The sequence below is a fragment of the Parasutterella muris genome (assembly GCF_009767915.1).
Classification (GTDB): Bacteria; Pseudomonadota; Gammaproteobacteria; order Burkholderiales; family Burkholderiaceae_F; genus Parasutterella; species Parasutterella muris.
This window is the reverse complement of sequence record NZ_WSRP01000017.1, coordinates 1-21,952: the sequence shown is the minus strand read 5'-3', so window position 1 is coordinate 21,952 and position 21,952 is coordinate 1. Positions and strand designations below refer to the sequence as shown.

The 21,952-nt window shown below is 47.7% G+C and carries 20 protein-coding genes, 1 tRNA gene and 1 pseudogene; 6 read left to right on the top strand and 16 right to left on the bottom strand.

Going from position 1 to position 21,952, the window contains the following annotated elements; genetic code table 11:
- Positions 1 to 9 precede the first annotated feature (9 nt).
- Positions 10 to 1,323, bottom strand: coding sequence for a polyamine export protein PaeA (paeA, locus tag E5987_RS06595; protein WP_160335304.1), 1,314 nt, complete (start codon positions 1,321 to 1,323; stop codon positions 10 to 12).
- A gap of 456 nt (positions 1,324 to 1,779) precedes the next feature.
- Between paeA and E5987_RS06590 the strand changes: the two genes are divergently transcribed.
- From E5987_RS06590 to E5987_RS06575, 4 genes are all read left to right on the top strand, one after another.
- A complete protein-coding gene (locus tag E5987_RS06590) occupies positions 1,780 to 1,986 on the top strand; it encodes a hypothetical protein (RefSeq protein WP_160335303.1) in 207 nt (68 codons plus the stop codon).
- A gap of 357 nt (positions 1,987 to 2,343) precedes the next feature.
- Positions 2,344 to 2,434 (top strand) — tRNA-Ser (locus E5987_RS06585).
- A gap of 1,058 nt (positions 2,435 to 3,492) precedes the next feature.
- Positions 3,493 to 4,833, top strand: coding sequence for a porin (locus E5987_RS06580; RefSeq protein ID WP_202074567.1), 1,341 nt, complete (start codon positions 3,493 to 3,495; stop codon positions 4,831 to 4,833).
- 89 nt (positions 4,834 to 4,922) lie between these two features.
- Positions 4,923 to 5,894, top strand: coding sequence for a cytochrome c3 family protein (locus E5987_RS06575; protein WP_160335302.1), 972 nt, complete (start codon positions 4,923 to 4,925; stop codon positions 5,892 to 5,894).
- A 162-nt stretch (positions 5,895 to 6,056) separates the two neighbouring features.
- On the opposite strand, the gene E5987_RS06570 is transcribed toward E5987_RS06575, so the two are convergent.
- The 15 genes and pseudogenes from E5987_RS06570 to E5987_RS06505 form a co-directional block, all read right to left on the bottom strand.
- Positions 6,057 to 7,157 (bottom strand): FAD:protein FMN transferase, encoded by a 1,101-nt coding sequence (locus E5987_RS06570; protein ID WP_160335301.1) that lies wholly within the window; start codon positions 7,155 to 7,157, stop codon positions 6,057 to 6,059.
- Positions 7,158 to 7,183: 26 nt separating this feature from the next.
- Positions 7,184 to 7,618 carry a tetratricopeptide repeat protein gene (locus E5987_RS06565; RefSeq protein WP_160335300.1) on the bottom strand — a complete coding sequence of 145 codons (435 nt, stop codon included), beginning with the start codon at positions 7,616 to 7,618 and terminating at the stop codon, positions 7,184 to 7,186.
- A 168-nt stretch (positions 7,619 to 7,786) separates the two neighbouring features.
- Positions 7,787 to 7,969, bottom strand: coding sequence for a hypothetical protein (locus tag E5987_RS06560; protein WP_160335299.1), 183 nt, complete (start codon positions 7,967 to 7,969; stop codon positions 7,787 to 7,789).
- A 103-nt stretch (positions 7,970 to 8,072) separates the two neighbouring features.
- Positions 8,073 to 8,627, bottom strand: a complete 555-nt coding sequence (locus tag E5987_RS06555) for a GNAT family N-acetyltransferase (RefSeq protein ID WP_160335298.1) — start codon at positions 8,625 to 8,627, stop codon at positions 8,073 to 8,075.
- A gap of 66 nt (positions 8,628 to 8,693) precedes the next feature.
- A complete protein-coding gene (locus E5987_RS06550) occupies positions 8,694 to 9,428 on the bottom strand; it encodes an energy-coupling factor ABC transporter ATP-binding protein (RefSeq protein WP_160335297.1) in 735 nt (244 codons plus the stop codon).
- Positions 9,416 to 10,153: an energy-coupling factor transporter transmembrane component T family protein gene (locus tag E5987_RS06545; RefSeq protein WP_202074566.1), complete on the bottom strand. Its 738-nt coding sequence runs from the start codon at positions 10,151 to 10,153 to the stop codon at positions 9,416 to 9,418. Before E5987_RS06545 ends, E5987_RS06550 begins: the two co-directional genes overlap by 13 nt.
- Complete coding sequence (locus E5987_RS06540; protein WP_237178752.1) at positions 10,126 to 10,740, bottom strand: hypothetical protein; 615 nt, start codon at positions 10,738 to 10,740, stop codon at positions 10,126 to 10,128. Before E5987_RS06540 ends, E5987_RS06545 begins: the two co-directional genes overlap by 28 nt.
- The gene (gene cbiM, locus E5987_RS06535) at positions 10,727 to 11,332 is read right to left on the bottom strand and encodes a cobalt transporter CbiM (protein WP_160335296.1); all 606 of its coding nucleotides are present in this window, start codon (positions 11,330 to 11,332) and stop codon (positions 10,727 to 10,729) included. The genes E5987_RS06540 and cbiM overlap by 14 nt, the downstream gene beginning before the upstream one ends.
- Positions 11,332 to 12,096 carry a DUF4198 domain-containing protein gene (locus E5987_RS06530; RefSeq protein WP_160335295.1) on the bottom strand — a complete coding sequence of 255 codons (765 nt, stop codon included), beginning with the start codon at positions 12,094 to 12,096 and terminating at the stop codon, positions 11,332 to 11,334. The genes cbiM and E5987_RS06530 overlap by 1 nt, the downstream gene beginning before the upstream one ends.
- 95 nt (positions 12,097 to 12,191) lie before the next feature.
- Positions 12,192 to 13,076 (bottom strand): aromatic amino acid DMT transporter YddG, encoded by an 885-nt coding sequence (yddG, locus tag E5987_RS06525; protein WP_160335294.1) that lies wholly within the window; start codon positions 13,074 to 13,076, stop codon positions 12,192 to 12,194.
- Positions 13,077 to 13,219: 143 nt separating this feature from the next.
- Complete coding sequence (locus tag E5987_RS13590) at positions 13,220 to 13,435, bottom strand: DUF7947 five-stranded beta-barrel domain-containing protein (protein WP_443094411.1); 216 nt, start codon at positions 13,433 to 13,435, stop codon at positions 13,220 to 13,222.
- A gap of 80 nt (positions 13,436 to 13,515) precedes the next feature.
- Positions 13,516 to 13,773, bottom strand: a pseudogene (locus E5987_RS13585) (DUF7946 domain-containing protein); the annotation flags it as partial.
- Between the two features lie 174 nt (positions 13,774 to 13,947).
- Complete coding sequence (locus E5987_RS06515; protein ID WP_160335292.1) at positions 13,948 to 17,634, bottom strand: AAA family ATPase; 3,687 nt, start codon at positions 17,632 to 17,634, stop codon at positions 13,948 to 13,950.
- A gap of 39 nt (positions 17,635 to 17,673) precedes the next feature.
- Positions 17,674 to 18,909: an exonuclease SbcCD subunit D C-terminal domain-containing protein gene (locus tag E5987_RS06510; protein WP_160335291.1), complete on the bottom strand. Its 1,236-nt coding sequence runs from the start codon at positions 18,907 to 18,909 to the stop codon at positions 17,674 to 17,676.
- Between the two features lie 70 nt (positions 18,910 to 18,979).
- Complete coding sequence (locus E5987_RS06505) at positions 18,980 to 19,729, bottom strand: ABC transporter ATP-binding protein (protein ID WP_160335290.1); 750 nt, start codon at positions 19,727 to 19,729, stop codon at positions 18,980 to 18,982.
- A 203-nt stretch (positions 19,730 to 19,932) separates the two neighbouring features.
- On the opposite strand from E5987_RS06505, the gene E5987_RS06500 reads away from it, so the two are divergent.
- Positions 19,933 to 20,880 (top strand): LysR family transcriptional regulator, encoded by a 948-nt coding sequence (locus E5987_RS06500; RefSeq protein WP_160335289.1) that lies wholly within the window; start codon positions 19,933 to 19,935, stop codon positions 20,878 to 20,880.
- Positions 20,881 to 20,952: 72 nt separating this feature from the next.
- Positions 20,953 to 21,753: an aspartate dehydrogenase domain-containing protein gene (locus tag E5987_RS06495; protein ID WP_160335288.1), complete on the top strand. Its 801-nt coding sequence runs from the start codon at positions 20,953 to 20,955 to the stop codon at positions 21,751 to 21,753.
- Positions 21,754 to 21,952: the final 199 nt, after the last annotated feature.

Below are 21,952 nucleotides of genomic sequence, written 5' to 3'. Positions count from 1 at the left end.
TTCTTCAAATTAGTCTGGCTGATCCGGCTCCTTCGGAAGTTTTGTGACCAGAATTTGGTCGATTCGGTTCATATCCACGTCAATAACTTCAAAGCGATAACCGCCGAAATCCACTTTATCCGTCAGTTTCGGAATCTTTCTCAGCATGTACATCATGAAGCCCGCCATAGTTTCGTAGGTTTCTTCTTCCGGCATCTTTTCGATTTCAAACGTTCTCTCCACCTCTTCGATCGGGGTCAAACCGTCCATCAGCCAGGTTCCGTCGTCTCGCTGAACGATATAGCCGTTTTCTTCCGTTTGAACGAGGCTGCCCATGACCGTACTCATCACGTCGCTCAAAGTGATGACGCCTACAGTCAGCGCATATTCGTTAACCACTGCGGCAAAGTCCCTGCCCTGCTTTTTGAAAGTTTCAAGAACTTCGGACAAAGATAATGAATCCGGAACAATCGCGATAGTTTTAATCAGTCCTTTTTCTTTCAGTGAGAATTTTTCATTTTCAAGCGCCCTGCACAGTAAATCTTTAGAATCCACGTAACCTATAATCCGGTCCACAGTTGAATCGCAGACCAGATATTTACTGTGCGGATTTTTTTCGATAAGCGGTCTGATCTTTTCGAACGTGTCATTCAGTCCGAAGTAGATCACAGAATCCCGCGTAGTCATAGCGCTCGTGACCAAACGGTCTTCCAGCGACATCACATTTTCAATCGCTTCCTGTTCATTTCTGTCGAGCAGTCCCGCCTCGGTACCGGCGCCGACCGTTGCGATAATGTCCTCACTGGTAATTGTCGTTTCGTTTTTTATCGGCAGCCCCATTATTTTAAGGATCGCATTGCTCATACCTGTTAGCATGAGAACAAAAGGTTTGAAGATCCAGATCAGGAAAAGCATAGAGCGGATCAGCGACAAAGAAATCGCAACCGGTTTATTCAGACCTATTCGTTTAGGAATCAGGTCGGCGAACAAAACAAAGATCATCGTGATCGTAAAGAACGAGCAGAAGAATCCGAGAGACGAAGAAAGTTCCGGCGAGAGAAACAGGCGGAAAAACATTTCGAAGTACGGCGAGAACACGGTCTCACCAATGATACCGCCGAGAATTGCGATCGCGTTCAGGCCGATCTGGATTACAGAAAAGAACGGCCCCGGTTTTACCTGAAGATCGAGCACCTGCTGTGCCCTTTTATCTCCGTTTTCCAGTGCCTGATGCAGTTTCACTTTTGGAGAGGCGGCCAAAGAAATTTCCGCCATTGAAAAGTATCCGCTGGCTAGAATGAGCAGAACGATTGAAATAATTCTTCCGGTCAGATCGAGTTCCATTCTCTTCACCCGTATTGCCTAAGGGCAGTAAGTTTAATAATGTTTTGTTAACTTACTAATTTTAGTGGCGATACCGGGGTTTACCAATTCAGAGTCTACAGAATGGGCAAATAACGGTCGCTTTTAACAAGAAAAAAGAGCCAGCGTATCCGTTTTACCTATTCCATAAGGTGATCGGGGAAGGTCTTGAAATGTTGTCCGGAAATGAAAATTGGAAATCTTTCCGCACGACAACGAATAACTCCATGAATATAGATGACAGCTCTCGTCTGAATGACTCTGACTTGAGCTGTAATCTGAAGGATATCTGCTGAACAGTTGAAGAAAACTAGGTGTGTCCCACTGAATTTGATTCGGTGGTTGTCAGCCCCTCTGCACTTGTCCAAGTATCTGGAGCAGGCATCTTCGAAGACACTCCCGCTGCTCACGAGGGTCGAAGAAACTCTGGAGAAAAAAATGAGGCAAAAAGTTGATCCGGCAGATGGGGACAGAGCCAAAAACTACATTGTCGAGAGAGGTAAAAACCTCTGGACAAAGAATATTGAAATGCTCTCCGAATACATGAATAAGGCCGCACTGTGCGAACAGCAGCCCAAACAAATGATAAGCATCTGGTCGGAAGACTCGGTTCAACCCCGCTCGCACGGGGAACTCAATCGTTGAATACGTTGACCTGCTGGAGCAAAGCGGTTCAACCCTGCTCGCGCGGGGAACTCCTTAAGTATGGTATAAGATGTTTAGACTAATTTTTAAAGAACTTTTTTGGAGTTTAAAACCTACCAGTCGAATTCCAGTCTTCTCTGTAACTTGTCTGGAATTCTTTCCAAGAATCATAAATTCAAATCTTGATCCATGATTTGCTTGCAACACAATTACAACATTTTCATACCCACACAACTGTTGCGATTGCCTCCTGATCATATCCTAAAAGTCTTCCAATGGGTACGACCTGACTTTCCGGAGCAATGAGTTCTTGACATTCTATGCTCTTCTATATTTATGTTAGAATCGCTTTTCTCTGGAGAGATGGCAGAGTGGTCGAATGCGCCGGACTCGAAATCCGGTATACGGTTATACCGTATCGTGGGTTCAAATCCCACTCTCTCCGCCACCCCCCTCTTAATTCTCTGCTTATCGTAAATCGCTGAATATCTGTGACTCCAATAACGCCGAGCGACTCTCCTTATTAAGTTATGTCATTGGCTAACATTGGGTTTCATTGGTTTGCATTGAGTTTCAAACAAAATGGTCCCTATTTAGGAACCAACTTTGGCTCCTAAATAATGACAGAGCAGCCAAGGGACAGTTTCAAATTTAAAGACAAAAAAATTGATTAGTTTGATTGCAATCCAGAAATCCAGGTGTAAGCCGTGAAATTTTGTCATGTTCTTCGCCATCCCGAAGTGCAATTCAATACGACACTGCAAACACAATTACAACAGCCGACGGCAAACCTATTCTCAAAATTTCGAAGACAAAAATTGACGACACCGGCGCCACTGCAGAAACAGCACTTGTGAAATATCTGATCCAAATTTGAAAATATTTTGTGCAGCTTCAGGAAGATTCAGCGGAAATCAGAGAATGCCCGACAAGAATTTAGGAATAAACAACGAAATGTCAAAAATTCTCCTCCATCTAAACCTTAAAATCCTCTCCAAAACCGCTTCTGTCGATAACCAAAACAACACCTCCGAGAAAATACTCCTTTTAACCCAATATTCGCCCTCTCCTTCCTCTCAGACTGCGTACACTAAAGAGCTAAAAACGGGCTAAGAAGCCAAAGGCTTTCTCTAATGTCAATTGTTTCTGCCCGCGGCTAAACCAAGGCGACTGAATCCTAAAATTTTGCTTCCTGTAAAAAATTTATCTGCATAAAAGCAAATCCGTTGCAAAAAAGCAACATTTCCAAGAAATTTTTCCTCATTCAGAGTTTTCTTAAACTTGATTAAATTCTTAAGTATTTCTTACGTAGAACACTTCACCCTCAGGGAATATACGCATATTGATTAGTTAAATCTTGATTAAATATTTAATAAGGAAACCAATTTTTACAACCTAAATTAGGGTCGGGTTAGTACTTACAAAAGATGTCGCTTCCTACACTGTCCCCATGGAATAAAAGTTCCAACGATTTTTAACCCAGTAGTTTTAAGTGCAGGTGTTGATATGACAAAAAAGACATTATTAGCGCTGACGATTTCAGCTGCTTTAGTCCCGGCTTTTTACGTATCTGCTGCTGAAACAGATACAACTTCCGGCGCCACCGAAGCTGCGGCGGCCCAAGACAGTTCCACAGCAACTAAAGGCGTTCGCTTCCGCTCGGGTCCTCAGAGACACGCAAGAGGCGTTGCTTTCGGACGCGGCCACTCCGGCCACTCCATTAACGTGAGCCACGCAAGCTCCGCGATCGCAAATATCCCGATGGATGCGACAACTTCTTCCATCACACTCTTCGGTGAATTGGACGCCGGTATCAAACTGCACAAGACAAAAGGTAAGTCCGCAACAGTTGAACTGACAAGCGGCAACTGGTATTGGACCAGCTGGGGTATCAAAGGTGTCGAAGATATCGGCAACGGCAATGCGGTCATCTTTACATTGCAGCAGGCCTTCAGACTGAACAACGGCGAGTCCATCGCGACTAACCACTCCACTTCCTCATCAGGCGGCTTTAATAATCAGGCTTTCCTCGGTCTGCAGGGACATTGGGGCCGTTTAACATTCGGTCGTCAGGGCGGCCTCTCCTCCGGTGACGGTGACTACAGTATGCTCGGCGGAAGCGCTATCGGTACAGGCATGTCTGTGATCGGTGACCTTCAGGGCGTCTTCTATCTGACCGGATGGCAGAATAACTCCATCGCATACCGCACCCAGGAATGGAACGGTCTGCAGTTCACAGTCATGTACTCCAACGGCGTCAGCTCCGATACCGATAAGTGGTCTAAGAACTCCCACTACTACGGCCTCGGTATGACATACGATGTCGGTAACTTCAATTCGAACCTGATGTACGAAATGGAAGACCATAAGGGCAACACCACTAAGATCGATAAAACAAATATCATCACGGCGGGCGCTTCTTATGACTTCGGCAGCTTCACACTGTACGGCGCATATCAGTACACACAGCACGCAACAAGAATGCCGAACTACAACCAGTTCCCGGTTAACGCATCTTCGGGCGCTTCCACTTCTGCAAGCGCAACCTCCGGAGCTTCTGCCGCTTCTTCCTACACCAAGGGAGCAAACCAGAACGCGGCTTCTATCTCTGTGGCAACACCGCTTTGGGGCGGCAACCTGATGCTGCAGCTCAACGGTGTTAAGGGCAAGATCAAGGACGACGGTACGAAATACAGCGCATGGTCTGTCGGCTCTGCATACACGTATCCGCTCTCCAAGAGAACTCTGCTTTACGGCGGAGTTGCTTACGGCAACGCCTATAAGGCTCTCGACGGATCCGACCTCGACGGCTACACAGCTGTTGTAGGTATGGCAACGTCCTTCTAAGCCTTACGGCTGATGCGGTGCCTCTCGGCACCGCAGAACATTTCCGGGCGCCTCAGGCTTTATGAGACGCCTCGGAGTTGGGGAACATTATGATCACTCTCAAAACAAAGTGGACACTATTCTGGATCCTCTGCGCGGCATTTATCTGCGGCATCCTCTCCGTCTGCGGACTGGTTTCTGCGGTTAACTGGCTCGGATCCGAGAAATTCTGCAGCACCGGATGCCACACAATGAACGGTGTCGCATACGCATGGAAACAGGGCTCACATGCGCGTACCGCGAGCGGCAAAACCGCCGACTGCTCCGACTGCCACTTGTATAACGCCTCCGAAAACACTCTCGGACCAATCGGCTATATCAGCCTGCTCGGTCATAAAGTGGTCGCCGCTTCTCACAGCGCTTTCGGACAAATCATTGGAAACTTCAGTACCCCGACACTCTGGATGCAGCAGCGCCCCGGTATCGAAGCCGGCGAAATACAATGGTTCCGCGAAACGAACTATCACACCTGCAGAGGCTGTCATGACCTCTCCAGAATGTGGGATAAAAACAATCCTTCAATCGGCGCTTGGCATGCTCTTTACCAAAACCAAACACTTGACTGCCTCGCCTGCCATAAGGACGTAGGTCACAATTACACAAAGATTGACGCTTACATCAAAGATAACGGCACATACCCGAATCTCGATGAAGCTTGGCTCTTCCCGGTAGACGCTTCCTCAAGCGCAAGCCCGATGCCGCCCGCCAATCTGACACCCGAACAGCTTCAGAAAGACGCTCAGCCTTACAACCCGTCTTCTGTCAGCGGCGCTTCAACCGGCAATACTCAGACGGTTAACCAGTCCAAGGACGCAGCTAAGATCGCTCAGGAACTCTATCAGAAGACTAAAGAGCCGATCGGTGCCGCTTCCAACACTGTGAAGTCCGCTCCTGCGGCAGCGCCTGCTCAGTCAGTATCCGGCGCCAGCGCTCCTGCTGCAAAACCCGCTGCCGCTCCGGCTCCGGCAACTAAAGCAGCACCGGCTCAAGCCGTATCGGGTGCTTCAGCTCAGAAAAAGTAAACCTTTAATCTGATATCTGCGTAAAGCGGTCACTGTCGAAGCGGCCGCTTTATTTTTTTCTCCAAAGGCTCTTCTGAGTGCGCCTTTTCGTCAAACAAAAAAAGATCAGACCGGAAAACATCTCCGGCCTGATCCTTTCTTTAATCAGAAAATCTTGACTCGCTACTTCTGATCGCCTGCTTTCGGTTCACTCGCCTTTTGGCCCTTATCCGCTTCTAACGGCTCAATCACACCGATCCTAAAGTTCTCATTAGTGAACTTGATCTCGTCGTCCAAATTCGGTGTGTACACAACGGTTTTCAGCGGCTCATCCACCAATACGGCTTTAAGTTCCGGATGCGCTCTCAGAAAATCAATCGCGCCCTGCCAGCCCATCACAAAAAGAGAAGTGCATAAGCCGTCGGCATAAGCCGAGTTCTTATGAATAATCGACACGGAAGACAAGGTCGCGGGAACCGGACGTCCCGTCCGCGGATCCAAAATGTGATGATATTTCTTTCCGTCTTTAATAAAAAACTTCTCGTAGTCGCCGCTCGTCACAACCGATTCGTCGCGAGAAGGGACCGCCGCAAAATATCCGCCTCTCTTGAGATCGGGCTCCTGCAGACCAATCAGCCAAGGATTGCCGCTGTAGTTCGTCCCGCTTGTGATCACATTGCCGCCAAGACTGATGAGCGCGTCTTTACAGCCGGCCGCTCTGAGTTTCTCAATCACTTTATCCGCGATAAAACCTTTGCCGGTCGCGCCAAGCGTTATTTCCTGACCTGCCCCGATCTTTCCGTAATACTGATCGCCCTCTTTCTTTACTTCTATCTTGGTCCAGTCAACTTTCGGAAGTGCCTCCGCAATTTCTTTATCACTCGGTACGCGGTGATTGTCATGGTCGACGCTCCAAAGTTTGACCAGAGTGCCGACGGTCGGATCGAGCGCGCCATGAGTCATCGCGCAGACTTCTTTGGTCCTCTCCAAAATATCCGCCGTGTCTTTGGAAATTTTGATCCACTCGCCTTTGGCCGCGCCTAAACGAGATAAGTCACTGTCGGGCTTATAAGCGGATAGCAGAAGTTCAAGTCGATTGACTTCGTCTTCTGTCACCTTCTCACAGTAATCGGCTTTCTCCTGGCTCTCCGTCTTAAACTGCGTTGTGACCACCGTACCCAACGCGTCAAACGCATGATGATAGACATCAGTTTCCGCATATGCCGAGGCAGAAAAACCGGCGCCTAAAACCAAAGCGGCGCAAAGTGGTTTGACATTAAACATAAAAGGCATCCTTTCGAAATTTATTCTTAGTGCATTGAGCCTGCATGCGGCTTCAGATGCGAGCATCCGAGCTCCTCACCGAGATCGCACGCGCGCTGATAATAGGCGCGGGACTTCTCTTCTGAAACCTCTGCACCGAGGCCGAGGCGATAATTATTTCCAAGCGACAGGCAGCCTGCGGCATACCCGGCCGAGCAGGCCTTTTCATAAAACGGATTGGACTGCGCATGCTCCCCTTTCTGCTGACGAGCAAAACCAAGATAGAAGCATCCGCCGCCGTGGCCTTCCATGCAGGATTTTTCCGCACACAAAAGCGCTTTGTCATAGGCTTGAGCGCGATGATATTCAATCGCCGCCTCAAAACACGCCTGACCGCCTTCAGCATCGCACTTCGGCGCCTGATCAGAAGCGAATACGCACAAGGGAACTGCTGCTAAAGCTAAAAGAAGGGATTTCATCATTTTTAAATTCCGTACCAATGAGGCCGCTCATTGTCAAAAATGAATATTTGCTTGAAATTATAGGTAAAAGCACCCGTTTATTTCAGGTGTTTTTCAAGAATATCGCCGAGAATATCGATCACTCATATGTCCGGTCGAGTCCGTTCCCGGCGAAACATCAAAAATCTGTTAAAGCTGTTTTTTCTGCTCTTTTATCTCTTCGGCAATCAGCTTTCTTTCATGCGGAGAAAAGGGTTTCAGTGCGTCTCTTTTAAAGTTGCTCGGATTCTCTCTACCAAGACCGTCTTCAACAGCTTCTTCAATGGTTTCAATATAACGTTTAAATTCTTTCACAATGCCGGTTTCTGTCATTTACTCATCTCTTTTGTATCGCTGTAAAGTTTATATTGAGTATTGCTTTATAGCGTTCTTGTTCATCCGTTTTGGTGCCTAAGTACCAAGACAGACGCTCTCTTTAGACTTTATCCAAATCACCGACCACGTCCTCTGAATCCCAGAGTTTTCCAAACACGCGCCAAAAGTCCTGAATATCCTCTTCTGAGATTTCGGCATCGCCATGAACAAGCGTCACAAACTTTTCTCCGCGCCACTCGTGCAGACCGCCAACCTCTCTAAAACCGTTTTTACGGTAAAAACATAAACGCTTCACACGCTTGGCCCGATCCGTGCATCCCGGATAAATGCCTTCGCAGTCAAGAAAGATGACTTTGCCTGCTGCCATCTCGATTGCGGCTTTGATTACGTCGCTTCCAATGCCTCTGCCCCGTTTTTTCTCATCAACCGCGATATAAAAAAGATAAAAGAAACGTCCTCTTTTTAATGTACAGAAGAAAGCTTCCGCTTCATTTTCCCGAAGCAGCACGAACATCTCTGCTCCGTTCACAGAGCAGGTAAAGAAGGGCTCAAGAGAAACTCGTTCAAAGAGCGGAAAGGACTGCATGTAAATACGACGGACAGCCGCTCGATAAGGGTTGTCGCCGCAGACTTTTTTAATTGTGAAATCCGACATTTTTCTTCGTGACAATTGAGATAGGTTTTATCCTACAGAATCGGATTCTTCCAAAACCAATCCCTGCTAATTATGGGAATGCTGTTCTGCGCCGAAGAAATGACTATGACGATGCTCATGGATCTGAGGCGCTTTAATCTCAGAAAGCTTTTTATCGGTAATCGTAAAGAAGCGGCTGCAGGTCTCGGCCAGCATGTCCGGATCATGACTGATGATGATCTTCTCACCCTCAAAGCGATTAATAATCTCAATAAGGCGCTTTCTTGCTGCCGCGTCCAGCCCGTTCGTGGGTTCATCCAGCAGAAGAACGTCCGGTTTCATCGAAAGAGCCGCCGCCAGCGTCACAAGTTTTTTCTGTCCGCCCGAGAGCTCAAAACTCAGAGAATGCTCCAAATGTTCAATACCTAGAGAGACCAGCGTTTCATGCGCCCGTACCCAAGCTTCCTCCTCTGATAAACCTTCGTTCAGCGGGCCAAACGCCACATCATCAATCACCTCCGGAAAGAAAAGCTGATCATCGGGATGCTGGAGCACAAATCCCACTTTCAGCCTAAGCGCCCGGAAGTCTTCTTCCGTCTGTACGGATTTTCCATAGAGCAGAATTTCTCCGCTCTTGGCTTTTAATAAACCGGTGATGATTTTAAAAAGTGAAGTTTTACCGGTCCCGTTCGGGCTCCATATTCCTGCACTGCAGCCCTTCTCGAGACGGAAATTTAAGCCGCTCAGAAGTTCCTCTCCGTCAGGATAGGAAAAGCTCAGATTTTTAATTTCTAAAACCACCCGGTTTTCTAAATCGTCCATCCGTACACACTCAGAAGAATAGCCGCGGCACAAAAAAGCGCCGTCATAAAAACATCCGTCCGTGTGGACGGGTATACATTCAGTGTTCGGATTTTACCGTTGAAACCGCGAAGTTTCATCGCTTCGTCCAGCACTCGACTGCGGCGAACAGCCTTTGCGAAAAGAAGAGAAATCATCGCCGCGACTGTTCGGTATGTTCTTCGATCCGCTTTCAGCACAAAACCGCGGAGTTTTGCGGCTTCAACCATCTGGCGATACTCTTTTTCAAAAATATCGATACCGCGGGCACAGAACAAAATAATCGCCACCAGTTTGTCAGAGAATCCTATCTTATGGAATCCATAGGCAAGCTGAGAAAAACTCAGACTGCTGACAAGCGTAATGAAAATCATAAAGAGCGCATTCGCTTTAATTGTCACCAATGCGGATAATTCAACGCCCTGCTTTGTAACCCAGCCCCAAAGCGGTTCACCCGGCGTTGTCCAAGGCGTCAGAAGCCAAATGAAAAGAATAAAAATATTGATTTGGACGGCGCGTTTCACAAAGTGAGACGCGTTCGGTTTGAAAAATAAAACCGCGGAGAGCGCAAAGACCAGGGCGGCAAAAGCACTTTCGCAATTAGGAAGGACAGACACCGGAGCCGCAAAAATAAATGCGCTCAATATTCTTGCGGCGGGCGTAAATGTCCTCGCGTCCATTATTTTTTCCGTCTTGCGCTCAGCCATGCAAAGATTCCGCCAAGTCCGATAAGCCAGCCGAGACCGCCGACAATATCTCTCAAAGAAATCTCAGGATTTTGAGCTTGAGCAAGCTCACGGCGAAGCGGAACAATCACTTTTGTCTCCTGATCTTCTTTGGCAAGCCGAACCGCGTTGTCTAAATCCTTCTGTGTGTAAAGTTTCGGATCCGAAGAAGTGACGCTATCCGTTTTCTTCGGCTCATACGTCAGAAGAAGCGGTTCTTTAGAGGCTTCCGCTCCGGAAAACTCTTCTCTGCTGATTTTCCATCGATTCTGATGTCCCTCTCCCGCGTTCACGACAACCGTCAGCGGAGCGGCCTTAAATCTGGCGGGAAGCGCAATACAGACTTTGCCTTCATCGGAGGTTACCGCTTTAAGAACGGATTCTCCCGCGTCGTTGATAAAGTTAACTTCAGCTCCGCGCGCAGGCGCGCCATTTGCGAATTTCGCTTCCGCGCATACCTGATCAGCCTGAGGATAAGCAAACACATTCAGCCTATGCGCCTGAGCCGAGCCCGCTGCCGCGACGGCGATCAAAGCCGCGGCTCCGTAAATCAGTTTAACGATGTTCATCAAAGACTCCGGGATCACTTTTTCTGATGTATACCACAGCGATAGCCGTAATAATTCCCTCCACAATCATGATAGGAAGATTGGAGAAGAAAATCGCCCAAGCCGCAGCCACAAATCCCTCGCTGGTGAAGGCGAGCGCAAGCGCCGTTAAAAGTCCCGAAATCAGCACGCCGCAAAAGCCGGCAGCAAAACCGGCCGCTTTTAAATGCCTATCGGCGCTTTTACCGCTGATCCAATGAAAGATTAGGCCGGCGGCTGCCGCCCCAAGGCCCATTGTCGCAGTGTTCACGCCCAGAACCGTAAAACCGCCGAATTGGAAAAGAACTGCCTGCAGAAGCAGCGCAACGAAAATAACAGGAAAAGCCGCCGCGCCGAGGACTGCCCCGATCAATCCGTTCATAATCAGATGCGCACTGGAAAAACCGACCGGCACGTGAATCAGACTTGCGACGAAAAACACGGCTCCGAGAAATCCTGCCAGCATCAGATGATCCGTTTGAATCTTTCTCAGACCGTAAGCGACGCCTACTGCGGCCGCTGCCGCACCGGCAATCAAAACCGGCGCGGATAACACTCCCTCAGCGATATGCATTATTTAAACGAAGGCGTCACAAATTCAGTCCAGAGTACCGCACCGATTTCTACCGGTTTATCGACACCCTCATGCTTAATCTTGTAGTCGGCCTCGCTAAGCGCGGCAAAACCCCACCAGCCTTCCCAGGGAACAGAGTACGAGAAAGTTCCCTGATCGTCGGTCATCACAACCTGTGTGATAAAGATGTCATTGGGCGCTTTAACGCGCTTATCTACGTTGTAGTACTCGACTTCAACCGGAACGTTTGCCGCAGGTTTGCCGTCAACAACGACCTTACCGCGGAAAATATTGCCGACATAGTTGCCGAAAGGACGGGTCAGCGGAATGATTTCAGTCTTGAGCCCGGCGGGGATTTCCCAACCGTCTTCTACACCGTAAGCCGGGACCATAACCTTGGTGTAGTGCATAATGAATTTGTCTTCGGCAGGCTCCCAATAAGGCTGCGGCTCAAGAACAAATTCATACAGGCCCGGACGAATCACTTTGTACTGTGTAATCCAAGCGTCCTTATCCAATACTTTTGCAGGCTTCAGTGTATCGGTCAGATCGGTCTTCCTGCCGTCAACAATCACAGAAAGATTCTTCGGCTTGGCCATGTTCATACCGCTTTGTTCCATCGGATGATTAAAAGCGGCTGTGAGGGTGACCGTGCTGTCTTTCTGATCTTCAACGATCTGTTTATCCGGGATCACACTGCCGAAGTGCGCCTGAGAAACAGCGGCAAAACTAAAAAGAAGCGATGCAGCGATAAGATTTTTCATAAATAGCGGCTCCTTATGAAGGTGTTAAATAATTGTAGGGCGTCAAAGAACCGTATTTAAAAAATCTTCTTAATATTTTTTAAATCTTCTTAATTTCAATCTCTGGTAGCAGCCCAACAGACGAAGGAGCCGGCAACAACAACTGCCACTCCGGCCCAGAAGGCGTGGTTCAGCGATGCCCCGATGAGAAAAGACGCAAACACGCAGGACAGGACCGGCGTGAAGTAAGAAGCGATCGCCATAATTGCGATTTTTCCCTTCTGCACACCAAAGGTCCACAGGCCGTACGCGCCTCCCATCACCATCGCTGTCAGTATGACAATCCCAAGCCCCTTCATGCTGAATTCTCTGCTCGGAGCGAGATCAAGCAACCAAATCGAATTAAAAATCAGCATATTCAGACCGAAAATGACGGTCGTAGGATTTTCCCCGTTAGCCCATGCTCTTGTGAAATTCGAATACGCCGCCCAGAATATTGCGGCCCAGAGTGCCAGGAAGTAAGCCAGCGGATTAGTTTTTACATGATCCCACATGCTTGCGAAGTCGACAAGAATACAGCCGGAGAGCACCATACAGATCCCGTAAATCGCGAGTGCCACTCCGATGGAGATCCACCACTTTGCCTTCTGACCGTTAAAAAGCACAGCAAAGAAAATCGTGAGAGAGGGCCAAAGGTAATTAACCATTCCGACTTCCATTGCCTGAGTCCCGCTGCTGGAGATGGATAGTGAGATCGCAAAAGTCAGAGAGGTACCGATCGCGGAACCCAGACCGAAAATATAGTATTTCAGAGGGAGGCGGCTAAATCTTGGAAAACCGAAAGCGAACCACACAAAAACGAAGGCAATGAGGTAATTGATTGCCAGGCCCAATCCGATTCCGATCGTATCGGAAATCAACCGAACCAGCGAGACAGACAGCCCCCAGAATATCGGCGCGGTGCAGCCGATCAAGGTTGCCTGATTCTGTGTTAATTGCATATTCTCCCCTTTTTGGAGGGATTGTAGGCAAAAAAACGATAAGCGGGACATCTTCTGCTCAAAAAATGTCCCGCTGAATTTAAACTCAAAACTTCCGAAGTTCTTACATTGAGAGTCAAAAAAGGGAAATTTTGGGCCTATTTTTACTCTGATGCAACAGCATCATTAATAAACAGTTTCGTGATTTCTCCTTCTTCTGAAAGGGTTGCTTTTCCTTTCACTTGAAGCGCTTTCCCAAGAGCAAATGCCTGCACGTACGGGGTGTTTTGGTTAGAGAGTAAGGGATCGCTGATTTGTCCGTTGATTCGCTCTTCCGGCCCTTCGTTTTCGAGTGAAACTTTACATGAACCCGTAAGCAAGTCCAGTTCTGTAAATCTAACGAAGAATTTTTTTCATCTGTGATCTTGCTGTCTTTGGTCTTTGCCAAAAGATCTTTTGTGAAAGCATCAGCTTTCACAAATTCTCGTTGGTTATCATCGCAAACAGAAATACCGGTACAGGATTTACCAATAGAAGAGCGAGCCTGCCTGTTCTCTGCGATCAATCCGTCCGCCATTTTGTCAATCGTTCCGAGCAAACATTCCTGCATTTCTTTATTCTGAGAAACGGACTGCCGGAGTGCTTGTGATAAGTGTTCCATCTTCTCCTTTCCTCTTTTACTAATAACATAGCTAGCAACGGCGGTAACTAATGAACAAGCTAAGCCTGAAACAGCTTAGGCATTATTTTAAAGAGCTGTCAACATGTTTAAATTTCGGGCTCTGTATTAAGAAGAGCCCGAATGTTCTATAGTTTCTCCGATAATGCGAAGCTGTTCAATGTCACTGACGTGAATTATTTCATCGGCTGCAATAGGGTTAAATCAAAGAAATCAGCCGATTCGCTTTACGCCCGGTCCCTGAAGTGTTGAAACTCCGGGAACCGATGAGGTTTCCACGCGGATCACAATCGGCAGGCGCTCCTGTACTTCGCCGACGTGTGAAATAATTCCGACGAGTTTATCCTGATTGATTTGGCCCAAAACGCTGAGCGCTTTTTCCAAAGATTCAGAGTCTAGTGTGCCAAACCCTTCGTCAAGAAAGAGCGAATCAATCTGGATATTGTTGCTTGCCATCTTTGAAAGACCGAGCGCAAGCGAAAGACTCACAATAAAGGTTTCGCCGCCGGAAAGATTGGCCGACGGCCTGATAACGCCGCCGAGCGCCGTATCCACGACACTGATTTCCAGATTTTTACCCTTGGTCGAACTCAAATAGAAGCGGCTGTTCAGCTTCTTCAGTTCGGCATTGGCGCACTCTAAAAGCTGAACCAGCACCAGGTCCTGAACAAACCTATTGTATTTTCCGCCGTCTGCTTGTCCGATTAAATCGCAGAGCTTTGCCCACAAAGCGTATTCACTTTCCAGATTTTTTGCCGCTTTTTGTGCTGCAGCCGCTTTCTGACGATTCTCTGCGTCGCGATCCTTCAGCGATTTAAGGCGACCAATCTCTTCGTTGTTCTGATCGATCTCTTTTCTAAGGTCAACTCTTTGGCGTTCAATCTCCGCTCGCTCTGTCTCTTTCGGGCAATCCGCCTTGTGACTTTCCAAATTCTCTGCAGACGTTTTAAGTGACGCAGTCGCTGAAAGCTGAAGATCCTCAAAATCTTTAATCTTCTTTTTCAGCAGTTCTAAATCCGCTTCGGATTTCCAGGAAGACTTCCATGCCTGCTGACTCTCGAAGGCTTTATCAATAAGTGCCTGAGCCCACTCACCTGCAGATTTGTGCGTCTGAAGCGTCAATTCATTAAGCGCCTTTTCTACCGCTTCAAGCCGTCCTGTCTTAGTTGCCCAATCCGTATCAGCAGCGGCTTTCTGCTCCTGAAGCATGGCCACATTGTCTTTTGCCTGCTTCAGCGCCTGTTCGGCCTTTTGCCGCTCCTGTGAGACACTCTTTTCTCCGAACCGGGATTTGCGCTCACCGCAGCTTTGGTCATAAACCTTTTGAAGCGTCTGAACTTTATCGCTTTTATCGTTCACTTCCTTAAGAAGTTTCGCTGCCTGCGTTTTCAACACTTCCAGAACGCCGGACATTTTGTCTTCTTTTGACTTCTGTTCGTTTAATTGGACGACGCTCCTGTTGTAAGCGTTGCCCCGCTCCAAAAGCCTTTCGATGAACGACGCGGTAATTTCCTCTGCCTTTTCCAGCGAGTAAGCACTAAAGTCCCTGATAAAAAGAACCCTGCTGTCCTGCAGTTTATCTCGATTATCCGACAGAGCCTTACCCAGCTGCTGAAGCTGAGTACTGATCGTATTCTTCTCTGCTTTCTTTGCGGCAAGCTCGCTATCGGCTCTGGTCTTTTTTTCCTTCAGCAGGTTTAATTCCGCTTCCTGCTTTTGAACTTCAGAGACCGTCTTATCGTAATCACGCTTAATCTGTTTCAGCTTGACGATCTCGTTCTCGACCCTCTGCTTTTCCTCTGTGATACGGGCAGCTCCGCATTCCCGAGAAGGTACGGATAAAACGCGCTTACAGGCTTCTTCATAGTCTTCGGATGCGGCTTGACATTCAGCCTCAAGGGATTTCAGCTGACCTTCTTCCGCTTTCTTTTGTCCGATAAGAGCCGCATTTTCTTTTGTCTTATTGCTGAGGTCTTCGCTGGCCTGCTTAAGTTCAGTCTTAGCTTCTTCCAATTTGACTTTGGCTTCAGCCACACCGGCAGGAAGCTGATCGGCATAAGGATGATGTTCGGATCCGCACAAAGGACAGGCTTCTCCGCTGACAAGGGCCGCTCGCTCCTTCATGCATTTATTAATCGCAACGAGCTTTTCGTTAGCGTCAACGTTTTTTTCCAATACGCTGTATCTGGCCGAAAGTTCGTTAATCTCGGCTTCCTTTGCTTTGGCTAATACATCAAGCTGCTTTACCGCATCACGATGTTTACGGACTTCCGTATCAAGTTTTTCCGCAGTTGAGCGCTTTTGGTCCAAGGTCAGAAGATCCGCGCGATGAGCCTCAAGCCGCTCCTGCTGCGCCTGAAGCTCTTCCGTTGTTTTACCCTCCAAAAGCGCAGTTCGGTGGTCTTTCAGCAAATCAATTTCCTTTGTTTTTACCGCAACAGCGGAAATAGCTGTCCGAGTGATTTTCTCAAGTTCTCCCGCTTCTTTTTCAGCCTTTTCAAGCAGTTTGCTAAACCTAGTCCGTTCGTCTTCATCATGCGCGATCACTGTTTCCAGTCCGGAAAGCGTATTGCGAATCACGGAAAGCCTGTCGCTTTCGTCGAACAGACGAGCATCATTCTTTTTCTCGGCAAATGAACTTTCGGCTCGAGCGGTTTTAGCTTTCTGATCAGAAAGTTCTTTCTCAGATGCGGCCTGCTTTGTCTGCGCAGTCATGTACTCTTTGCGGCTTACCTCGAGTTCGTCCTTCGCAGCCTGAAGTTGCTTAGCTTCTTCACGGATCTTCCCGTCCTGAATATCAACCCAAGTAAACAGCTCCTGATCTTTCTTGGCTTTGCTTTCTGTGTCCTGAAGCTTTTTCAATGCATCTGAGAGATCAGACGCAAGTACCGTAAGTTTGGGTTTCAGCTCTGAGAGTTCCGTACCGAGCTGATTTTTCTGCTTTTCTGACGAGTTTAAATTGCGTCGGCTTTCGTCATAAGCGTCATAGATCGGTTTAATGACGGCCGCTGCGCTTGCCCGATCCCTTTCTACTCTCAGCCGATCAAACCCTTCCTTTTGAGCTTCAATTTTTTCTAATGCGTTTTTTGCCTCTTCGCAACGCTTCTCTAATGCAGCAAGTGTTTTCAGTTTTTCCAGCTTTGCATCACAGGCAGAAGCTTGTTTTTTTTCTTCTTCGATTTTTTTGTCCAGTTCTACAAGCCCTGATTCGATCTGCTTGAGCTCCTCATCGCTCAGAATCTCAAACTTTTCATATTTTTCTTTCTCTTCGTCAAGCTGCTTTTTAAGCTGACTGGTCTTGATATAGACTTCCTGCGAAATCTTCTTATAAATCTCTGTACCGGTAATTTCTTCCAGAATATCGGCTTTGTCGTTTGTTCCGCTGTTCAGAAAAGCCGAGAATTGTCCCTGAGCAAGCAGGACAGATCGTGTGAACTGATTAAAGTCCAGTCCGAGTACTTCCTTGACCGCCTGAGCTTTCTCTTTAACTTTGGATGCCAGAGTCATCCAAGTGCCCCCTTTAAGCTCTTCAAGCGAAAGCTTTACAATTCCGAAAGATTTCTTCCCATCAGACGAATTTTCTTCGTTCTTACCGCTTCTTGAGCGAGCGTGGCTCCATTTGGATCTGAAAATGCGCCCGCCTGATTCAAAAATGAGCTCCGCAGAGCACTGATCGCTCTGACGATTCATTACTTCATCAGAAGTGTTGCTGATAGAAGAGATGCGCGGAGTTTGGCCGTAAAGCGCAAGACAAATCGCGTCGAACACGGTTGTCTTGCCGCTGCCGGTTTTGCCGGTGATGGCAAAAATTCCGCCCTTATAGGATTCATCAAGGAAATTAATCTCCCATTGCCCTTGAATAGAATTCAGATTCTCTAATTTAAGCGTATGGATTCTCATGCCGATATTCCGAATAAAAGTGAACGATCTCTGCTGCGGTTAAGGAGTGGCAAAGCTTTGCCCCATTTGCGCCATATCAACAACAGAGCGGTATATCGCAACGAGTTTTTCCCGCATCTCTTCCTCGACTTCTTCCTGCTCAAGCCGCTTGTCAAAGACGCTCATCGGATCAAGCTGCTCTATTGTCAAAACGTTCTCTCCCTCGGCAAGCGAAGCAAAGCGGCGCGCAGTATCTTCAACACGGACCACCTGAATGCTTGTGCCTGCAATAAGTCTTTGAACGGTTTCTACTAAGTTGGTCGCCGAAGAAGTGTCTTCATGAATAATCTGAGCTAAAACAGGCTGCGACGGATTCTGTTCACTAAGGACCTTAATTTGATCCAGTTGAATTTCAATGTCGCTGAGTTTGCCGCGTACTGTCACAATACGATCAAAAGAGGGAACTGGAAGATCCGAGACAGCTTTTACCTTTTCTTTATCAAATTCCACCACGCGGACGATCTTTGCGTGAGAAGCTTCATCAAAATTAAACGGTATCGGAGCGCCGCTGTAGTTACGCGTTCTGTCTCCGCCGATCAGCTGGGCTTTGTGGATATGACCTAATGCCAGATATGAAATGACGGACGGAAACACGGATGAAGGCACAATACCGAGTGAACCGATATAAAGCGCGTTTTCATCATGACCGACTTTAGAATTTGCGGTCATCAAATGACCGGTTGCGATCAGAGGAACTCGGCTGGAACCGATCGTCTCCACCGCTTTTTTAACAACCGTCTCATAGTGATCCTTAGTCGCCGCGACAATCTCTTCATCTCTGCTCAGCTGACTGTCAGCTTTGATCCGAAGAATGTCACGCTCTCTCAGATAAGGAATAGCGCAGACAACGCCTTCGAGTTTTCCCTCCTCGTCCCTTAGCTCTACAATTTCCCTGGCAGGATCGCTTTCAGCTCCGCCGACGACATAAATACCTAAATGACTAAGAATATTTTGAGGGGCATTCAGCTGCGTCGGTGAGTCATGATTGCCGCCGACAATAACAGCATGGCGGCAGCATGTCTTGCCCAAACGGGCCAAGAAGTCGTAGTACATCGCCTGGCTTCTGTGCGTCGGGACGCAAGTATCAAAGATATCGCCGGCAACAACTAAAGCGTCAATTTTCTCTGTTTCAATCGTTGACAGAAGCCAGCTCAGAAACTGTTCAAACGCGTCGTAGCGGTCGAAATCATACAGTCGTCTGCCTAAATGCCAATCGGATGTGTGAAGGATTTTCATAATTATCGTCCTTGTGGAATGATCGATAGTTTATGAAAAAATAGTAAACCCTATGGCGACAGTTGATGTCTTAAAGGTTTTCTGCTTTCAGGAACGCTTTGCCGCGCTCTGTTGTCGGTGAAGTGAAGAACTGAGCGGCGTCCGTATACTCAACCACTTTTCCGTCCTCGAGCATCAGAATCTTATCGCCCAGGAATTTCGCTTCTTCCAGACGGTGCGTCACCATCAGGAAGGTCTTTTTGATATTGTCCTTGATACCGATAAGTCCCTTCATACGCTTGAGCGTCTGGCAGAAATGATTGCTGGTTTCCACATCCAATGAGGCCGTCGGTTCGTCTAACAGAAGGACCGGAGGCGCCATCATCATGACCCGAGCAATGCCGACACGCTGCTGCTGTCCCCCGGAAAGACTGGAGGCAGGCGTTTTAAGAATATTCGGCGTAATTCCAGCGATCTCCAACGCATGCTGATAAAGCTCCTCAGTTTCCTGATGGGACATCTTCGGACCGTACTGAAGCGCCATCCTGATATTTTCCTCAGTCGTCCCTTCAAACATAACGGCCTTTTGGAAGGTGTAGGCAATTTGTCTGCGAAGCTGATGTACATCGTAGGTGTCAATATTCTGTCCGCGCCAGAGAATTTCCCCGCCCACTTTGCCGGGATCAAGTCGATTGAGCTGCTTGAGCAGGGTGCTCTTTCCGGCACCGCTGGGTCCGACAATGCAGACAAAAGCTCCGTTCTCTACATCTAAAGAGACATCGTTAAGAATTGGTGTGTTCTGTAATGTGACATTTAAATGTCTAACGGATAATTCAATCACTGCTATACCGGTTCAATGTTTACTGACCTATACATAGTAGTCGTTTAGCGAGACAATTTAAAGGCAGGGCAAAAAAATCCACCCCGGCACTGCAGAGGTGGAAAACCCATTTCTTGTCCGAGTTGAATGAACTCGACATGATGAGATTGTGAATCATCTGCTATATTACGTAAAGTGCAAATGTTATCCATCGAGTTGCAAAATTGGAAATCAAATCTAAAGCATTAAAAATTTTCTGCGCTGTGGTTGAGACGGGTTCTCTGCTTGCCGCGTCAAATAAACTGGGCATTTCTCCTTCGGCGGCAAGCCGCGTTTTATCCCAGCTTGAAGAGCGTATAGGGATCGTTCTCTTTGATCGAGGAAATAAAACGCTCACTTTGACTTCCGAGGGCACAGAGTTTTACCGAGTAGCAATGGAAGCGATGCGCGCATGGAAAGTCGTGGAAGATTATCCGACTCACCGAAAACGCAAACGCAAACTTCTGAGAGCAGCGGTGCTCGCTCGCCACTGCAGTGATGTCATTCTGCCTGCCATCGTCAAAATCTTTAAAAGACACGAAAAGGATATGCGGGTCACGCTCGATATCCATAACGGTCGAGATATTTACTTTTCAAAGTATTCTCATCCGTTTGATATCGGTTTCGGTACGCTTTTAAGTGAGCATGACGATATGGAAAAGCGCGTGCTCGCAGAGCTGCCTCTGCGTCTTGTCTGTTCAAAAAACAATCCTCTCTCACAAAAAGACGTTGTTTCAAGAGAGGATTACGCTAAAGAGAACTTTATTCTTCTTTCTCACGACATGCGTGAGAGGAAACTGTGCGATCTGCTTCTTCCTTCCTTGGAAGAAGATCAGATTGTGGGGGAGATATCGTCTACACAAGTCGCTCTGCGCATGGTAAAAAGGAATGCGGGCGTTCACATAACGGACTCCCTTGCGGCGATTAGCGTAAGCGACGACTGCAAAGCCATCCCGATCAGCGATCCTCTGACGATTCCTTTCTGCGTGTTTTGGCCGAAAACGGCAGGAGCACTCTCCGAGGAAGTCAAGGAGTGCATCGCGGAAGTTTCCGCAAGTATTGAAAAGGCGGGAATAAAGCTGACTGAATATGGAAAAAGTTTTATACGCCCAAATCGGCAAAAAAATTTCTAATATTCAATTACTCTATTTCTTTCCTTATGTGTAAAAATAAGGAATCTGTTAACAAAAAAACTTGGATTGGAAATGAAAAAAATCGCCATTTTAGGCTGCGGATCAGTCAGTCAGGTGTTCTGCATCAATGCGCTGCGCCATCTGGGTAATGATTATTTCATCACGACTGTTTGCGCAAAGCACCATGAACACGCTGTGGAACTTGCCAGCCGAGTCGGCGGAAGAGCGGCAAGAAACGTCAGCGAAATGCTCGAATTAGGCCCCGACATTGTTGTTGAGTTCGCGGGAATCTCTGCAGTTGAAGAGCATGCTCAGGAAATCCTTGAAGCCGGAGCCGACCTGGTGATCTCTTCAGTCGGCGCGCTCGACGAAAAGAATTTCAGAGACCATATTGTCAAAATCGCGAAACAGAATAAAAGACATATCTATGTGACAAGCGGCGCAATCGGCGGCCTGGATGTCATGGAAACCTACAGCGTCATTGGCAATCCAACAGTCAGAATTGAAAGCGTAAAACCGCCTGAAAGCTATATCGGCACGCCTTATATGGAAGGCAAAACTGTCAGCACAACTGAAGAGCAGCTGATTTTTGACGGCGACGTACATGATGCGATTCACGGTTTCCCGAGAAACGTCAATGTCTCCGTAGCGACATCTCTTGCTTCCGGGGCCACTGATGCCAAAGTCCGCCTGATCAGCCGTCCCGGCATCAAAGAAGTCACGCACCGCATCACACTGGAAAATGACATTATGCATTCGGAACTTTTCTTCAAGTCCAAGCCGGACCCGGAAAACCCGAAAAACAGTCTCTCTTCTGCTTACAGCGTGATTGCTCTTTTGAAGAATATGGCTTCGCCGCTTAGTTTCTTCTAAGCAATTAACCGTAAAAGCGAGTTTAAGAACTCCGGCACTCAGATCGAGCGTCGGAGTTTCATCTTTCTTTACCCCTCCGCGCAGACAAAATAAAACCTCTCACCGCATTCGCAGCAAGAGGTTTTAAGAATGGAGAGCCCGGAGACTACCTACTTTCGCAAGAAATACAACTCACTATCATCGGCGTGGAGGCGTTTCA

What these genes read in the sequence shown, in the direction of transcription:
- E5987_RS06575 (WP_160335302.1), top strand. Translation starts at nt 4,923, where the DNA reads ATGATCACTCTCAAAACAAAGTGGACACTATTCTGGATCCTCTGCGCG.
- paeA (WP_160335304.1), bottom strand. Translation starts at nt 1,323, where the DNA reads ATGGAACTCGATCTGACCGGAAGAATTATTTCAATCGTTCTGCTCATT.
- E5987_RS06560 (WP_160335299.1), bottom strand. Translation starts at nt 7,969, where the DNA reads ATGACAGAAACCGGCATTGTGAAAGAATTTAAACGTTATATTGAAACC.
- E5987_RS06550 (WP_160335297.1), bottom strand. Translation starts at nt 9,428, where the DNA reads ATGGACGATTTAGAAAACCGGGTGGTTTTAGAAATTAAAAATCTGAGC.
- E5987_RS06530 (WP_160335295.1), bottom strand. Translation starts at nt 12,096, where the DNA reads ATGAAAAATCTTATCGCTGCATCGCTTCTTTTTAGTTTTGCCGCTGTT.
- E5987_RS06510 (WP_160335291.1), bottom strand. Translation starts at nt 18,909, where the DNA reads ATGAAAATCCTTCACACATCCGATTGGCATTTAGGCAGACGACTGTAT.
- E5987_RS06495 (WP_160335288.1), top strand. Translation starts at nt 20,953, where the DNA reads ATGAAAAAAATCGCCATTTTAGGCTGCGGATCAGTCAGTCAGGTGTTC.
- E5987_RS06590 (WP_160335303.1), top strand. Translation starts at nt 1,780, where the DNA reads ATGAGGCAAAAAGTTGATCCGGCAGATGGGGACAGAGCCAAAAACTAC.
- E5987_RS06570 (WP_160335301.1), bottom strand. Translation starts at nt 7,157, where the DNA reads ATGTTTAATGTCAAACCACTTTGCGCCGCTTTGGTTTTAGGCGCCGGT.
- E5987_RS06565 (WP_160335300.1), bottom strand. Translation starts at nt 7,618, where the DNA reads ATGATGAAATCCCTTCTTTTAGCTTTAGCAGCAGTTCCCTTGTGCGTA.
- E5987_RS06555 (WP_160335298.1), bottom strand. Translation starts at nt 8,627, where the DNA reads ATGTCGGATTTCACAATTAAAAAAGTCTGCGGCGACAACCCTTATCGA.
- E5987_RS06515 (WP_160335292.1), bottom strand. Translation starts at nt 17,634, where the DNA reads ATGAGAATCCATACGCTTAAATTAGAGAATCTGAATTCTATTCAAGGG.
- yddG (WP_160335294.1), bottom strand. Translation starts at nt 13,076, where the DNA reads ATGCAATTAACACAGAATCAGGCAACCTTGATCGGCTGCACCGCGCCG.
- E5987_RS06580 (WP_202074567.1), top strand. Translation starts at nt 3,493, where the DNA reads ATGACAAAAAAGACATTATTAGCGCTGACGATTTCAGCTGCTTTAGTC.
- cbiM (WP_160335296.1), bottom strand. Translation starts at nt 11,332, where the DNA reads ATGCATATCGCTGAGGGAGTGTTATCCGCGCCGGTTTTGATTGCCGGT.
- E5987_RS06540 (WP_237178752.1), bottom strand. Translation starts at nt 10,740, where the DNA reads ATGAACATCGTTAAACTGATTTACGGAGCCGCGGCTTTGATCGCCGTC.
- E5987_RS06545 (WP_202074566.1), bottom strand. Translation starts at nt 10,153, where the DNA reads ATGGCTGAGCGCAAGACGGAAAAAATAATGGACGCGAGGACATTTACG.